Here is a 13,853-nt window from a genome sequence, read left to right as displayed (position 1 = left end):
GGGCGGGCGCCATGGACAAGATTGTCGGTTACGGACCGATCCTGATCGGCGGCATGGGTGTCACGCTCGCGGTCGCGTTCCTGTCCATGGCGCTTGCCACGCTGCTCGGGGGCGTCTTCGCGACGCTCTCGCTCAGGGGCAGCGCGGTCCTGCGCAGCGTGACGACGGGCTACACAACGATCGCGCGCGGCGTGCCGGACCTCGTGCTGATGCTCCTGTTCTTTTTCGGCGGCGAACGGGCGATCAACGCGGTGCGCGCCGCCTTCGGGCTGGAGCGCATCTCGGTCAGCCCCTTCGTGATCGGCGTCCTGACGCTCGGCTTCATCTTCGGCGCGTTCCTCGCCGAGACCTTCCGCGGCGCCTATCTCTCGGTGCCGCGGGGGCAGGTCGAGGCGGCGCAGGCGATCGGCCTGCCGTCCCACCGCATCCTGTCGCGGATCATCCTTCCGCAGATGCTCGGGCTTGCCCTGCCGGGCTTCACCAACACCTGGCTGGTGCTCCTGAAATCCACGGCCATCGTCTCGATCGTCGGATTGCAGGACATGGTCGGTCTCGCCGACAAGGCCGGCAAGGCCACCCGCGAGCCCTTCGTCTTCATGCTGGCCGTGATCCTTTTCTTTCTCGCGCTGACGGCGGTCTCGGGCCATGCCCTGCACCGGCTCGAACGGCGCCACCGCGTGGGAGTGTGACCGATGCGGATCGACCTGATCTCGGAGAACGCCGACCTCTTCGTGACCGGCATCTCGATGACGCTGAAGCTCACGGTGCTGTCGCTCGCCATCGGCATGGTGATCGCTTTGCCGGTGGCGGTCCTGCGCGGGATGCGGCTGCCGGTGATCGACAAGGTACTGCGCGGCTACATCTTCGCCTTTCGCGGCACGCCGATGCTGGTGCAGACCTACCTGATCTACTACGGGCTGGCGCAGTTCGAGGTCGTCCGCGACAGCGTCTTCTGGGCGGTGCTGAAAAGCCCCTTCAACTGCGCGCTGATCGCGTTCTCGCTGAATACCGCCGCCTACACGGCCGAGATCCTGCGCGGCGCGCTCGAAGCGACGCCGAAGGGCGAGATCGAGGCCGCCGAGGCGATCGGCCTCTCGCCCCTGCAGGTGCTGCGCCGGATCACCATTCCGGGCGCCTTCCGCCGGGCGCTGCCGCAATACGGTAACGAGGTGATCCTGATGCTGCACGGCTCCACAGTGGCGAGCGTCATCACCATCCAGGACATTCTCGGCGCCGGGCGGACGCTGAATGGCAAGTACTACCTCGCCTACGAGGGGCTGGTGACCGCGGCTCTCCTCTATCTTGCCCTGACCTTCCTGATCGCCGCGGCCTTCGGGCTCGGCGGCCGCAAATGGCTGGCGCATCTGCGCCCGGCCGCAACCCGTTGACGGAATATACAAATGAGCCTGAACATCGTTCCCTTCGTCAGTGTCGACCACATGATGCAGATCGTACTGCAGACCGGGGTGGAGACCTTCCTGCGTGAGCTTGCGGCCTTCATCGAGGTGGATTTCCGCCGCTGGGAGCGGTTCGACAAGACCCCGCGCGTCGCCGCCCATTCGGCCGAGGGGGTGATCGAGCTCATGCCGACCTCGGATGGCGAGACCTACAGCTTCAAATACGTCAACGGCCATCCCGGCAATGCCCGTGACGGGCGCCAGACCGTGACCGCCTTCGGTGTCCTCGCCGACGTGGCGACCGGCTACCCGCTCCTGATGTCGGAGATGACGATCCTGACGGCCTTGCGCACGGCCGCGACTTCGGCACTCACCGCGAAGGTGCTGGCGCCGCGCGGGGCCGACACGGTGGCGATCATCGGCAACGGCGCGCAGTCGGAGTTCCAGGCGCTCGCCTTCCACGCGCTGATGGGGATCCGCAAGTTCCGGCTTTATGACGTCGACCCCTCCGCGACGCGGCGCTGCATCGCCAATCTCACGGGCCACGGGCTCGACTGCCGCGCCTGCCCCTCGGCCGAGGACGCGGTCCTCGGCGCGCAGATCATCACCACGGTCACCGCCGACAAGCGCTATGCCACGATCCTCTCGGACAACATGGTCGCCGAGGGTGTCCACATCAACGCGGTGGGCGGCGACTGCCCGGGCAAGACCGAGCTCGCGCGCGAGATCCTGCTGCGCTCGGAGATCTTCGTCGAATACCCGCCGCAGACCCGCATCGAGGGCGAGATCCAGCAGCTTGCCGAGGATCATGCCGTGACCGAATTCTGGCAGGTTTTGACCGGCCGGGCGGCGGGGCGGACATCGGACCGGCAGATCACCATCTTCGACTCGGTCGGGTTCGCGATCGAGGATTTCAGCGCGCTGCGCTACCTGAGCGAGCGTGTCGCCGCGACCGGCCTCTTCCAGCCGCTCGACATGGTCGCCGATCCGGACGAGCCGCGCGATCTTTACGGCATGCTCCTGCGTGCGGCGGCGGCGGGGCTCGACCGCGCGGGCTGACGCAACCGAAGGGGGTTTTCTCCGGCCCCGCCCACGGGCATAGTTCGGCTCCAAAACCGGCAGGAGGCAGGCATGGATCTGGGACAGGTGATCGGTGAGGTGATCGGCGGCAACGGCGTGTTGCTGGCCTTTGCGATCTTCATCATTCTTTGCGTATTCCTCGGCGTCAGGATCGTGCCGCAGTCGGAAAAGCACGTTGTTGAACGGTTCGGGCGCCTGCGCGCGGTGCTCGGGCCGGGGATCAACTTCATCGTGCCGTTCCTCGACCGGGTAGCGCACAAGATCTCGATCCTCGAGCGGCAGCTTCCGAACGCGCTCCAGGACGCGATCACCGCCGACAACGTGCTGGTGAAGGTGGAAACCTCGGTCTTCTACCGCATCACAGAGCCGGAAAAGACCGTCTACCGGATCCGCGACGTCGATGCGGCGATCGCCACGACCGTCGCCGGCATCGTGCGGAGCGAGATCGGCAAGATGGAGCTCGACCAGGTGCAGTCGAACCGCTCGGACCTGATCGCGAAGGTGCGCGAGCAGGTCGCGGCCATGGTCGATGACTGGGGCATCGAGGTGACCCGGGCCGAGGTCCTGGACGTGAACCTCGACGAGGCGACGCGGGCGGCGATGCTGCAGCAGCTCAACGCCGAACGCGCGCGGCGGGCGCAGGTGACCGAGGCCGAGGGCAAGAAGCGCGCGGTGGAGCTTGCCGCCGATGCCGAGCTTTACGCCGCCGAGCAGGAAGCCAAGGCGCGGCGCATCTCGGCCGAGGCCGAAGCCTATGCGACCGAGGTGGTGGCGCGCGCGATCAAGGACAACGGGATCGAGGCGGCGCAGTACCAGGTGGCGCTGAAACAGGTCGAGGCGCTGACCTCGGTCGGCCAGGGGCAGGGCAAGCAAGTGGTGATCGTCCCGGCGCAGGCGCTCGAAGCGTTCGGGGATGCGTTCCGGATGCTGAAGGGACGCGCGTGATGCTCTGGCAGGCGTGGTGGGTCTGGATGATCGCGGGCGCGGTGCTCGCGATCCTCGAGGTGGTGATCCCGGGCTTCATCCTCCTCGGCTTCGCCTGCGGCGCGGTGGTGACCGGGCTGGGCCTCTGGCTCGGCCTGCTCGGCGGCTCGCTGGCGGCGCTGGTGCTGGTCTTCGCGGTCGCCTCTCTCGTGGCCTGGCTGGTGCTCAGACGCGTCGTGGGCGTGCGCAAGGGGCAGGTGAAGCTCTGGGACCGGGACATCAACGAGGATTGACGGACTTTGCCGGCGCGGTCGGATGCCTCCGGCGGGGATATTTGCGGCAAGATGAGGGGCTCGGTCGCGCATGATCGACAAGCTGGAGATGTTCATCGCCTTGGCGCGCGAGGGGCATTTCGGCCGCGCGGCGGAGAGCCTCGGGATCACCCAGCCGACGCTCTCGGCGGGGATCAAGGCGCTTGAAGCACAGCTCGGCGTGCAGCTCGTCTGGCGCGGCTCGCGCTTTGGCGGGCTGACGCCCGAGGGCAGCCGGGTCCTGGTCTGGGCGCGCCAGATCGTCGCCGACACCCGCACCATGCGCGAGGAGATGCGGGCGGTCAGGCAGGGCCTCGCGGGCAATCTGCGGCTCGCCGTGATCCCGACCGCGCTCACGACGGTCGCGGACCTTACCGGGCGGTTCGGGCGCGCCCATCCCAACGTGCGCTTCACGATCCTGTCCCGGACCTCGATCGAGATCCTGTCGATGATCGAGAACCTCGAGGTCGATGCGGGCATCTCCTATCTCGACAACGAGCCCTTGGGCCGGGTCGTCACCGTGCCGCTCTACCGCGAGAGCTACACCTTCGTCTGCGCCGAAGATTCTCCGCTCGCCGACCGGGACGAGGTCGGCTGGGACGAGATCGCCGATGAGCCTCTCTGCCTTCTCACCCCCGACATGCAGAACCGGCGGATCATCAATCAGAATTTCCTGGAGGCCGGGCGAACGGTCACTGGCGCGGTGGAGTCGAACTCCACCGTAGTGCTGATCTCGCATGTCGCGACGGGGCGCTGGGCGACGATCCTGCCGGTGGAGATGGCCGAGTTCCTCGGCGCCGGAAAACCGGTGCGGATCATTCCCCTCAAGGATGTCGCGGCGCGCCATGCGATCGGATTGATCGCGCCGCACCGCGAGCCGCACACCCCGGTTCTCGCCGCACTCCTGCGCGAGGCGCAGGGGATCTCGCGGCTATAGCGAAAGCCCCTCGGCACGGGCGGCCGCCACGAGGTCGCGGACACGCTCGGCATTGTCGGCGGCGATACTGCCGTCGCGGTTCAGACGGTTGTTCTCGAAGCCGATCCGCGCCTTGCCTCCCTGCCTGAGCGCGGCGAGGAGGCAGTCGGTCTCGGCCGCGCCGAAGGCGCAGACCGCCCAGTCCGGGGCGAGGCCTGCCGCCTCTTGCGCCGCCAGGGGCGCGTCGAGATCGGCGGGGCTCGACACCTGGCCCGCCGTGTAGCGGCCGAGGACATGCAGGACGGCGAGGTTCCTGGCCGGGATAGTGCCACTCGCGACCAGCCGGGCGAGATGCTCGGTGTCGGCCGCATCGTAGAGGATGTGCTGGACCTCGGTCCCAGCCTCTGCGCAGGTGGCGAAGAAGCGCGCGGTGAGCCGGTCGTCCTCTTCGGCGGTGATTTCGCGGAGCGCGATCGAGACGGCAGCAGGGCGAAGTGTTTCCACGAGCGCCCGCTGCTCAGCGGGGCTGTAGCGGCCGACCGCCTCGGTGGTGATCTGGACATAGAGGCCGGGGGTTTCCCGCTCGAGCTCGGCGAGGAGCTCGGCATAGAGACCCGCGTCGAGCACATGCGCGCCCTCGGCATCGCGGACATGGGCATGGAGGCCACCCGCGCCGGCCGCCTGACAGGCGCGGGCGGTGGCGGTGATCTCGGGGATCGTCATCGGCAGCGCGGGATGGTCCTTCCTGGTCAGCCGGGCGCCGTTCGGGGCGACCATGATCCGCGGCAGGGTCATGCCGCAAGCGCCCGGTCGATTGCGGTCGCGAGCTTGGTCGTCAGTTCGTCGATCTCGGCGTCAGAGATGATGAAGGGCGGCGCGAGCAGGACATGGTCGCCACGCTGGCCGTCGATCGTGCCGCCCATCGGGTAGCAGATCAGCCCTTCGGCGAAGGCCTCGGCCTTGATCCGCGCGTTTAGTTTCCGCGCGGGATCGAACGGGGCCTTGGTCTCGCGGTCCGCCACCAGTTCCACCCCGCGAAAGAGGCCGCGGCCGCGGATGTCGCCGACATGGGGGTGCTGGCCGAGCCGGTCGCGGAGCGCGGCGTCGAGCTTCGCGCCCTGTTCGCGGACGCGCGGCAGGAGGCCGTCGTCGAGAATCCGGCCGAGGACGGCGTTCGCCGCCGCCGCGGCCATCGCGTGGCCCATGTAGGTGTGGCCGTGCTGGAAGAAACCGGAGCCGGCCTTGATCGCCTCGTAGATCGCCTCGGTGCAGAGCAGCGCGCCGATCGGCTGGTAACCGGCGCCGAGCCCCTTGGCGATGGTGATCATGTCGGGCGCGACCCCGTCCTCCATGCAGGCGAAGAGGTGGCCCGTCCGGCCCATCCCGCACATCACCTCGTCGAGGATCAGCAGGATGCCGTGACGGTCGCAGATCTCGCGGATGCGCCTGAGGTAGCCCGGCACGGCCGGGACCGCGCCGGCTGTGGCGCCGACCACGGGTTCGGCGACGAAGGCCATCACCGTCTCGGGGCCGAGCCGCTGGATTTCCGCCTCCAGTTCCTCGGCGGCGCGCTGGCCGTAAGCCTCCTGCGTCTCGACCTCGGTGCGGTCGCGGTATTCGTAGCAGGGCGCGATGTGGGTGGTCTCGACCAGCAGCGGCCGGAACTGGGCGCGGCGCCATTCGTTGCCGCCCGTCGCCAGCGCGCCGAGCGTGTTGCCGTGGTAGCTCTGCCGCCTGGCGATGACGCGGTGGCGGGAGGGCTGGCCGGTCTCGAGGAAATACTGGCGCGCAAGCTTCAGCGCCGCCTCCACCGCCTCGGAGCCGCCGGAGACGAGGTAGACGCGGTCGATGCCCTCAGGGGCCTTGGCGATGAGCCGGTCGGCCAGGGCCTCGGCCGGGTCGGAGGTGAAGAATCCGGTATGGGCGAAGGCCACGCGGTCGAGCTGGTCATGGAGCGCCGCGCGGACCTTGGCGTCGGAATGGCCGAGGCAGGACACCGCAGCGCCGCCCGAGCCGTCGAGATAGCGTTTCCCCGAGTCGTCAATCAGATAGCAGCCGTCGCCCTTGACGGCGGTTGGCAGGGTCCACTTAGTGGACCGGCCGAAGATGTGGTTGGGCAAGAGTCAGCTCCTTGCGACATAGACGGATTGGCGGGCGTGACGCACGACCCGCGCGGCGTTGGGACCTAGAAGGTAGTCCTTCAGCACCGGCCGGTGCGAGCCGATGACGATGACATCGACGTTCAGCTTGTCGGCGGCCTTGACGACCTCGTCGTAGATGGTGCCGTGGGCGACATGGGGATGGGTCTCGATCCCCTTCGGCACATGGCTCTGGATCCATCCGGCAAGCGCCTCGCCGAACTTGTGCAGCATCTTCTGCTCGTAGCCCTCGGGGAAGAAGCCCGAGACCTGCGGAAGGCCGAAATCGGGCACGACGCTGACAACATGGATCACGCCGCCGTCATGGGCGAGGTCGAGCGCGGCGGCGAGCGGCGCCTTGCTCGTCTCCTCGTTGTTGATGTCGACGGCGAGAAGGATCGTCTTGGCCATGGCTGTCACTCCTCGGTTTGTGGGCCTCAGAAGGCGGGTTTGGTCTGGCGGCGGCGCTGGAGCAGGATCACCAGCCCCAGAAGCGCGAGCGCCGGGATGTAGAAAACCTGCTTTGGCAGCCGGTCGGCCGGTGACAGCACGCTCACTACCTCCACCCGCTCTTCGGTGTAGAAATCGAAGCCGGAGAGCTTTTCCTGATAGGGCGTGCCGAACATCGGCTCATCCATGTAGAGCTTGTCGCCCTCGGGCATAAGGAACAGACCCGCCGCCTCGGCGCGGCCGGTCGCAGGCTCTTCCTCGGCCACGGTGTGGACCAGCGTCGTCTGGGTCGATCCGCCGGTGGTGAAGGAGGGGCCCGAGACGATGAAGCGGATGCGCTCGCCGGGCTCGGCCGCGTCGAGGGCGGCGGCAAGCTCGGTTGGCGGGCTTTCGTGGAACGGATCGGAGACCCGGTTGAGCCAGAACCCCGGCACGAAGAGCGTGAAGGCCACCAGAAGGAGCGCTGCACTTTCCCAGATCCGCGAACGGGCGAGGAAATAGCCCTGCGTCGCGGCGGCGAAGAGAAGCATCGCGAAGGTCGCGACGATGAAGACGAAGGTCGCCTGGAGGATGCCTGCCCAGGTCCCGAGGTCGATGCCGTAGAGGATCAGCGTCGGGTTGTAGATGAACAGGAACGGCAGCGCGACGGTCCGCATCGAGTAGAAGAAGGCGGTGAAACCTGTGCGGATCGGATCGCCCCCCGAGACCGCGGCGGCGGCGAAGGACGCAAGCCCCACCGGCGGCGTCACGTCGGCCATGATGCCGAAGTAGAAGACGAAGAGATGCGCCGCGATCAGGGGCACGATCAGCCCTTCCTGCGCACCGAGCGTCACCACGACAGAGGCCATGAGCGAGGAGACGACGATGTAGTTCGCGGTCGTCGGCAGGCCCATGCCGAGGATCAGCGAGAAGACCCCGATCAAGAGGAGCATCAGCATCAGGTTGCCGCCCGATAGTACCTCTACGAGGCCCGCGAGCTCGGTGCCGATCGGGGTCTTGGTCACGGTGGCGACGATGATGCCGGCCGCCGCTGTGGCGACCCCGATGCCGATCATGTTGCGGGCGCCGGCGATCATGCCCTCGATAAGGTCGTCGAAACCTGCGCGTGTGGCCTCTCCGACGTTCTCGCCGCGGAACATCGCCTTGAGTGGTCGCTGGGTGACGATGATCACGAGCATCGCCGCCACCGCGTAGAAGGCGGATTTCGCGGGCGACTGCATCTCAACCATCAGGAACCAGACGAGGACGAGGATCGGCAGGATGAAGTGGAGCCCGGTCGGGAAGACCTGCGCCACGGTCGGAAGGTGGAACTCCTTGGCGTTGGGGTCGTCGAGCGCCAGATCCTCGCGTCCCGCAGCGGTGCGGATCGCGAGGACGTAGACCACGGCGATCGCGGCGAGCACGACCCAGTCGCCGATGCCGGGTGCTGCTGCGCGCAGGCCCTGGATCCCGTAGATGAGGCCGGTGAAAGCCACACCTGCGACGGCGAAGCCGATGAAGATCTTGAGGAACATCTGGGCAAGCGACTTCGCCTCGCCGAGCGCCGGCATGTCCTTCTTCAAGGCCTCCAGATGCACGATGTAGACGAGCGCGATGTAGGAGATCACCGCCGGGATGAAGGCGTGCTTGATGACCTCGACGTAGGAGATGCCGACGAACTCGACCATCAGGAAGGCGGCAGCGCCCATCACGGGCGGCATGATCTGACCGTTGACGGAGCTTGCCACTTCGACCGCGCCGGCCTTTTCCGACGAGAAGCCCACGCGCTTCATCAGGGGAATGGTGAAGGTGCCGGTGGTGACGACATTGGCGATCGAGGAGCCGGAAATGAGGCCGGTCATCGCGCTGCCGACGACGGCCGCCTTGGCCGGGCCGCCGCGCAAGCTGCCAAGGCCCGCGAAGGCGAGCTGGATAAAGTAGTTGCCCGCCCCGGCCTTGTCGAGGATCGCGCCGAAGAGGACGAAGAGAAAGACGAAGGCGGTCGAGACGCCGAGCGGAATGCCGAAGACACCGCCGGTGTCGAGCCACTGGGCGTTCACGATCGAGGTGAACGAAAGGCCGTTGTGCTCGATGATGTCAGGGATGAGCCAGCCTTGTCCCATGTAGGCGTACAGCAGGAACAGCGAGCCGACGATGGTGAGCGCCGGGCCGAGCGCGCGGCGCGAGGCTTCGAGGAGAACGACGATGCCCACGGCGCCGATGATGATCTGGGTCTGCGTCGGCAAGCCCGAGCGCGCGGTCATGGCGAGGTGGCTCGAGAAGGCGAAAATGTAGAAGGCGCAAAAGAAGCCCACGGCGGCGAGAATCCAGTCGAAGACCGGTATCCGGTCGCGCGGCGAGGACTTCAGGGCCGGATAGGCGAGGAACGCGAGCGTGATCGCGAAGGCCAGGTGCATGGGCCGGGTCTGGGTGGAGTTCATCACCGGCAGGTACTGGCCGAACCAGAGCTGCGGCTGGGCAATCCAGAGCTGGAACAGCGACCAGCCGAGCGCGAGGCCCGAGATCAGAAGCGCCACCGCGCGGCTTTCGGGCACCCGCCCCCCGGTATCGGTCGACGCGACCAGATCCTGAAGCTCGTCATCGCTGAGCTGGGTGGTCTTGGCTTCGGTATTCTCGCTCATCGTCGTTCCCCTTCGCGCGTGCAGGACGTTGGTGGCGGGAAGTCAGACGGGGCGCCGGGCCGGGCGCGGCGCCCCGAGAGAGGCAGCCTCGGTACTGGGCTGCGGTCAGGCTGAGCCGGTCACTCGATCAGGCCTGCCTCGCGGAAGTACTTCTCGGCGCCGGGATGGAGCGGCGCGGACAGGCCGTCGTTGGCCATTTCCTTCGGGTCGAGATTGGCAAAAGCGGGATGCAGGCCGCGGAACTGGTCGATGTCGGAGAAGACCGCCTTGACCAGCGCGTAAACCGTCTCGTCGGACACGGCTGCCGAGGTGACGAGCGTCGCGCCGACGCCGAAGGTCTCCACATCGGCATCCGTGCCGCGGTACATGCCGCCGGGAATGGTGGCCTTGCGGTAATAGGAGTTGTCGGCGACGAGCTGGTCGACCTCGGGTCCGGTCACGGCGACCAGCACGGAATCGCAGGCCGTCGTCGCTTCCTGGATCGAGCCCGACGGGTGGCCGACCGTGTACACCATCGCGTCGATGTTGTTGTCGCACAGAGCCTGGGACTGCTCGGCCCCCTGCAATTCGGAGGTCAGGGAGAAGTCGCCCATCGTCCAACCCTTGGCCTCCATCAGCACTTCCATCGTGCCGCGCTGGCCAGAGCCCGGATTGCCGACGTTGACCCGCTTTCCCTTGAGGTCATCGAAGGTCGCGATGCCGGCATCGGCGCGCGCGACGACGGTGAAGGGCTCGGGATGGATCGAGAACACGGCGCGCAGGTCCTCGAACGGGCCGGTCTCCTCGAACTGCGAGGTGCCGTTGATCGCGTGGAACTGCCAGTCAGACTGGGCGACGCCGAATTGCAACTCGCCGCCACGGATCGCGTTGATGTTGAAGACCGAGCCGCCGGTCGATTCGACGCCGCAGCGGATGCCGTGTTCGGCGCGGGTCTTGGACATCATCCGACAGATCGCGCCGCCGGTCGGGTAATACACGCCGGTCACGCCGCCGGTGCCGATCGAGATGAAGCTTTCCTGGGCGACGCCCGGAGCGGCGGCCAGTCCCAACGCGACCAGGGCCGCGAAAGCTGCGTGTTTCATGCGAAATCTCCTCTCCCATTGTAATTTGCTTTACCTAGAAATGATGCATATGTGTTATGCCTGTCAACAAAGTAACGCAAATGAGTTATCGACGCGGCAGTCACGCCGGGGGTGTTGCCGCCGCTGGAAAAGCGTTAGATCGGCCATGACAATGAAATCGCTTGAAAAACTGAATGCCGACCTGACCCGGATCGCCAGCGAGGGAACGCCTGCGCTGGCGGGCTTCGCGTCCTGGGTGCTCGACCATTATGCGGAGGTCGCCTTCAACTCGATTCGCGGGCTCGCCGAACATGCCGGGGTCAATTCCAACACCGTCATCCGGCTCGCCAAGGAGCTGGGCTACGACGGATATGACGCATTCCGCTCGGAGATACAGACCGCGCTTAGAAGCCGCACGATCGACTATTCGGCGCGTGCCGCGGCCCTCCATAACCGCACCGGGAGCGACGTCTTCAGCGATCTCATTGCCGCCAACCGCGCCAATGCCGAAGCGGTGTTCTCGGCCGAGATGCAAAGCCTTCTCGAAGGGTTGATCGAGCCAATGCTGGCGGCGCGACGGGTGCACTCGATCGGGGTCCGGAGTTGCTATTCGATCGCGCACTATTTCTCCTACGTCGGCGGCATGGCGTTCGGAAATTTCGCCACCGTGCCGGCCCAGCCGGGTGCGATCATGGACCAGCTCTCACAGGTTGGTCCCGACGACATCGTCGTCGCGATCAGCTTCGAGCATTATTCGACCGAGGTGGTGCGCGCCTGCCAGATCGCGCGCGACTGCGGTGGACGGGTCCTTGCGCTGACCGACAGCCACCGATCCCCGATCGCCCGCGGCGCTTGGCAGGTGATCCCGCTGCCGATGGCGGGGCCGCAGTTCATGCCCTCGCTCAACTCAGCCTTCATCGTGATCGAGATGCTGCTCGCGGCGATGGCGGCACGTTCGGGTCAGGCGGTGCAGAACGTGCGCGATTTCGAAGCTCGAATCCAGCGTTTCGGCGGGTATGTGCGAGCGTGATCCGTGGACCCGTCGGTCCCGCCCGCCCAAGAAAATTCAATTTTCTTGGCAAAAATCTTCAAAGATTTTTGCACTCCCTTGGGAAACTATGGCGCTCCAGTCAGGCGAGGTGCGACCGGAAGGCAGCAACAACTTCCTCGTAGACCGCGCGCTTGAAGGGCACGATCGCGGCGAGCATCTCGTCCGCCGTAACCCATCGCCATTCGGAGAATTCCGGGTGCTCGGTCGCAATGTCGATCTGATCGTCTCGGCCCAGAAAGCGGAACAGGAACCAGCGCTGTTTCTGACCGCGGAACCTGCCGCCCCAGACCTTTCCGACCAGGTGGTCCGGCAGGTCGTAGGTCACCCAGTCCGGCGACTTGGCAACGAAATCGACGAGCTCCTCGGTGACCCCGGTTTCCTCCCGGAGCTCTCGCAGAGCCGCCTTGCGGGGTCTTTCGCCATCGTCGATTCCGCCCTGCGGCATCTGCCAGGCAGCGACCTCGCTGTCCTTGCGCTGGCCGGCGAAGATCCGGCCCCGCGCGTCGATCAGAACGACGCCGACGCAGGGCCGGTAAGGCAGGCGCGCAATCGCTTCCCGCGTCATTCCGCCGCCGCGATGGCCGACAGCCCCTTGAGGATGTCGATCGCATAGGCGAGCTGGTAGTCCTCGACGCGCAGCTTGGCCGCGTCCTCGGCTTTCTTCTGCTCTTCCTCGAGCATCCGGCGCTCGTCCTCGGTCATCGAATCGTTGGAGATCGCGCCGCGCAGGTCGGCCTCGGAGCGGCTGCGGCTCGCGGCCGAGCCTTCTGCTTCCGCGCTCTCTTCCGGTTTCGGCTGCGGCTGCTCGACCACGATGTCGGGCGAGATGCCGAGCGCCTGGATCGAGCGGCCCGAAGGCGTATAGTAGCGCGCCGTGGTAAGCCGCATCGCGCCCTCGCCGCGGAGCGGGATCACCGTCTGGACCGAGCCCTTGCCGAACGACTTGGTGCCGACGACGATGGCGCGGCGGTGGTCCTGCAGCGCGCCGGTGACGATCTCGGACGCCGAGGCCGAGCCGCCGTTGATCAGCACCACCATCGGCTTGCCCTGCACCAGATCGCCGGGCTCGGCGTTGAAGCGCTCGCTGTCCTGCGGGTTGCGGCCGCGGGTGGAGACGATCTCGCCCTTGTCGAGGAAGGCGTCGGAAACCTCGATCGCCTGCGTCAGAAGCCCGCCGGGATTGTTTCGCAGGTCGAGGACGAGGCCGTTGATCTTGTCGATGCCGCCGGCTTCCTCGATCGCGGTCTTCAGGCTGTCCGCCATATTGTCGTAGGTCTGGTCGTTAAACGTCGTCACGCGCAGCACGACGGTCGTGCCCTCGAGCCGGCCGCGGGCGGCGGTGAGCTTGATCGTGTCGCGGATGATCGAAACATCGAACGGCTCGTCGGTCCCTTCGCGTGCGACGGTGATGACGATCTCCGACCCGACCGGGCCACGCATCTTGTCGACCGCCTGGTCGAGCGTGAGGCCAAGCACGCTCTCGCCGTCGACATGGGTGATGAAATCGCCAGCCTGGATCCCGGCTTCGAAGGCCGGAGTGCCGTCGATCGGCGAGACGACCTTGACGAAGCCCTCCTCCTGGGTGACCTCGATGCCGAGCCCGCCGAACTCGCCGCGGGTCTGGACCCGCATGTCGTCGAAGGCGTCGGGCGGCAGGTAGCTCGAATGCGGGTCGAGCGAAGTCAGCATGCCGTTGATCGCGGCCTCGATCAGCTTGCCCTCGTCGACCTGCTCGACATATTGCCCGCGGATCCGCTCGAAGATGTCGCCGAAGAGGTCGAGCTGTTCATAGACCGAGCCGCCGGTGTCGGCCTCCTGCGCGACCAGGGGGCCCGCCACTTGCGTCGTCAGCACTGCGCCGGCAAGCGTGCCGCCGAGCGCGGCCATCACGAATTTCCTCATCG

Annotated in this window: 14 protein-coding genes; 7 read left to right on the top strand and 7 right to left on the bottom strand. The window is 66.8% G+C overall.

The genetic code is table 11. The features are described 5' to 3' along the window. Nucleotides 1-11: 11 nt before the first annotated feature. The 6 genes from R5H32_RS10185 to R5H32_RS10160 all read left to right on the top strand — a co-directional run bounded on the left by R5H32_RS10185 (nucleotide 12) and on the right by R5H32_RS10160 (nucleotide 4,649). Nucleotides 12-689, top strand: coding sequence for an ABC transporter permease subunit (locus R5H32_RS10185; protein WP_318338570.1), 678 nt, complete (start codon nucleotides 12-14; stop codon nucleotides 687-689). 3 nt (nucleotides 690-692) lie between these two features. Then, nucleotides 693-1,388 carry an ABC transporter permease gene (locus R5H32_RS10180; RefSeq protein WP_318338569.1) on the top strand — a complete coding sequence of 232 codons (696 nt, stop codon included), beginning with the start codon at nucleotides 693-695 and terminating at the stop codon, nucleotides 1,386-1,388. Between the two features lie 12 nt (nucleotides 1,389-1,400). After that, nucleotides 1,401-2,456 (top strand): ornithine cyclodeaminase, encoded by a 1,056-nt coding sequence (locus R5H32_RS10175; protein WP_318338568.1) that lies wholly within the window; start codon nucleotides 1,401-1,403, stop codon nucleotides 2,454-2,456. Nucleotides 2,457-2,528: 72 nt separating this feature from the next. After that, on the top strand, nucleotides 2,529-3,422 hold the full coding sequence (locus R5H32_RS10170; RefSeq protein WP_263335576.1) for an SPFH domain-containing protein: 894 nt from the start codon (nucleotides 2,529-2,531) through the stop codon (nucleotides 3,420-3,422). Continuing rightward, nucleotides 3,422-3,694 (top strand): hypothetical protein, encoded by a 273-nt coding sequence (locus R5H32_RS10165; protein ID WP_318338567.1) that lies wholly within the window; start codon nucleotides 3,422-3,424, stop codon nucleotides 3,692-3,694. The genes R5H32_RS10170 and R5H32_RS10165 overlap by 1 nt, the downstream gene beginning before the upstream one ends. A 70-nt stretch (nucleotides 3,695-3,764) precedes the next feature. Further along, nucleotides 3,765-4,649 (top strand): LysR family transcriptional regulator, encoded by an 885-nt coding sequence (locus R5H32_RS10160; RefSeq protein ID WP_318338566.1) that lies wholly within the window; start codon nucleotides 3,765-3,767, stop codon nucleotides 4,647-4,649. On the opposite strand, the gene R5H32_RS10155 is transcribed toward R5H32_RS10160, so the two are convergent. The 5 genes from R5H32_RS10155 to R5H32_RS10135 form a co-directional block, all read right to left on the bottom strand. Continuing rightward, the gene (locus R5H32_RS10155) at nucleotides 4,644-5,423 is read right to left on the bottom strand and encodes a 3-keto-5-aminohexanoate cleavage protein (protein ID WP_318338565.1); all 780 of its coding nucleotides are present in this window, start codon (nucleotides 5,421-5,423) and stop codon (nucleotides 4,644-4,646) included. The two genes, R5H32_RS10160 and R5H32_RS10155, sit on opposite strands and share 6 nt — an antisense overlap. Next, the gene (locus R5H32_RS10150) at nucleotides 5,420-6,748 is read right to left on the bottom strand and encodes an aspartate aminotransferase family protein (RefSeq protein WP_318338564.1); all 1,329 of its coding nucleotides are present in this window, start codon (nucleotides 6,746-6,748) and stop codon (nucleotides 5,420-5,422) included. Before R5H32_RS10150 ends, R5H32_RS10155 begins: the two co-directional genes overlap by 4 nt. Nucleotides 6,749-6,751: 3 nt before the next feature. Continuing rightward, entirely contained in the window at nucleotides 6,752-7,177 is a 426-nt protein-coding gene (locus R5H32_RS10145) for a universal stress protein (RefSeq protein ID WP_318338563.1), read from the bottom strand. Between the two features lie 26 nt (nucleotides 7,178-7,203). Further along, nucleotides 7,204-9,837 (bottom strand): TRAP transporter permease, encoded by a 2,634-nt coding sequence (locus tag R5H32_RS10140; protein ID WP_318338562.1) that lies wholly within the window; start codon nucleotides 9,835-9,837, stop codon nucleotides 7,204-7,206. Between the two features lie 119 nt (nucleotides 9,838-9,956). After that, on the bottom strand, nucleotides 9,957-10,919 hold the full coding sequence (locus R5H32_RS10135; RefSeq protein ID WP_318338561.1) for a TAXI family TRAP transporter solute-binding subunit: 963 nt from the start codon (nucleotides 10,917-10,919) through the stop codon (nucleotides 9,957-9,959). Nucleotides 10,920-11,070: 151 nt separating this feature from the next. Between R5H32_RS10135 and R5H32_RS10130 the strand changes: the two genes are divergently transcribed. Beyond that, nucleotides 11,071-11,928 (top strand): MurR/RpiR family transcriptional regulator, encoded by an 858-nt coding sequence (locus R5H32_RS10130; RefSeq protein WP_318338560.1) that lies wholly within the window; start codon nucleotides 11,071-11,073, stop codon nucleotides 11,926-11,928. A 100-nt stretch (nucleotides 11,929-12,028) separates the two neighbouring features. On the opposite strand, the gene R5H32_RS10125 is transcribed toward R5H32_RS10130, so the two are convergent. Together R5H32_RS10125 and R5H32_RS10120 are read right to left on the bottom strand one after the other, a co-directional pair. After that, on the bottom strand, nucleotides 12,029-12,514 hold the full coding sequence (locus R5H32_RS10125; RefSeq protein WP_318338559.1) for an RNA pyrophosphohydrolase: 486 nt from the start codon (nucleotides 12,512-12,514) through the stop codon (nucleotides 12,029-12,031). Continuing rightward, nucleotides 12,511-13,851 carry a S41 family peptidase gene (locus tag R5H32_RS10120; protein ID WP_318338558.1) on the bottom strand — a complete coding sequence of 447 codons (1,341 nt, stop codon included), beginning with the start codon at nucleotides 13,849-13,851 and terminating at the stop codon, nucleotides 12,511-12,513. The genes R5H32_RS10125 and R5H32_RS10120 overlap by 4 nt, the downstream gene beginning before the upstream one ends. Nucleotides 13,852-13,853 lie beyond the last annotated feature (2 nt).

Source organism: Defluviimonas sp. D31 (genome assembly GCF_033436765.1).
Taxonomy (GTDB): domain Bacteria; phylum Pseudomonadota; class Alphaproteobacteria; order Rhodobacterales; family Rhodobacteraceae; genus Albidovulum.
The sequence above is the reverse complement of the archived record's forward strand: the minus strand, read 5'-3'. Positions and strand labels throughout refer to the sequence as shown.

Bases quoted from the DNA above. Each gene is read 5' to 3' on its own strand.
- R5H32_RS10135 (WP_318338561.1), bottom strand. From the start codon at position 10,919: ATGAAACACGCAGCTTTCGCGGCCCTGGTCGCGTTGGGACTGGCCGCC.
- R5H32_RS10155 (WP_318338565.1), bottom strand. From the start codon at position 5,423: ATGACCCTGCCGCGGATCATGGTCGCCCCGAACGGCGCCCGGCTGACC.
- R5H32_RS10130 (WP_318338560.1), top strand. From the start codon at position 11,071: ATGAAATCGCTTGAAAAACTGAATGCCGACCTGACCCGGATCGCCAGC.
- R5H32_RS10140 (WP_318338562.1), bottom strand. From the start codon at position 9,837: ATGAGCGAGAATACCGAAGCCAAGACCACCCAGCTCAGCGATGACGAG.
- R5H32_RS10125 (WP_318338559.1), bottom strand. From the start codon at position 12,514: ATGACGCGGGAAGCGATTGCGCGCCTGCCTTACCGGCCCTGCGTCGGC.
- R5H32_RS10175 (WP_318338568.1), top strand. From the start codon at position 1,401: ATGAGCCTGAACATCGTTCCCTTCGTCAGTGTCGACCACATGATGCAG.
- R5H32_RS10120 (WP_318338558.1), bottom strand. From the start codon at position 13,851: ATGAGGAAATTCGTGATGGCCGCGCTCGGCGGCACGCTTGCCGGCGCA.
- R5H32_RS10185 (WP_318338570.1), top strand. From the start codon at position 12: ATGGACAAGATTGTCGGTTACGGACCGATCCTGATCGGCGGCATGGGT.
- R5H32_RS10170 (WP_263335576.1), top strand. From the start codon at position 2,529: ATGGATCTGGGACAGGTGATCGGTGAGGTGATCGGCGGCAACGGCGTG.
- R5H32_RS10180 (WP_318338569.1), top strand. From the start codon at position 693: ATGCGGATCGACCTGATCTCGGAGAACGCCGACCTCTTCGTGACCGGC.
- R5H32_RS10165 (WP_318338567.1), top strand. From the start codon at position 3,422: ATGCTCTGGCAGGCGTGGTGGGTCTGGATGATCGCGGGCGCGGTGCTC.
- R5H32_RS10160 (WP_318338566.1), top strand. From the start codon at position 3,765: ATGATCGACAAGCTGGAGATGTTCATCGCCTTGGCGCGCGAGGGGCAT.
- R5H32_RS10145 (WP_318338563.1), bottom strand. From the start codon at position 7,177: ATGGCCAAGACGATCCTTCTCGCCGTCGACATCAACAACGAGGAGACG.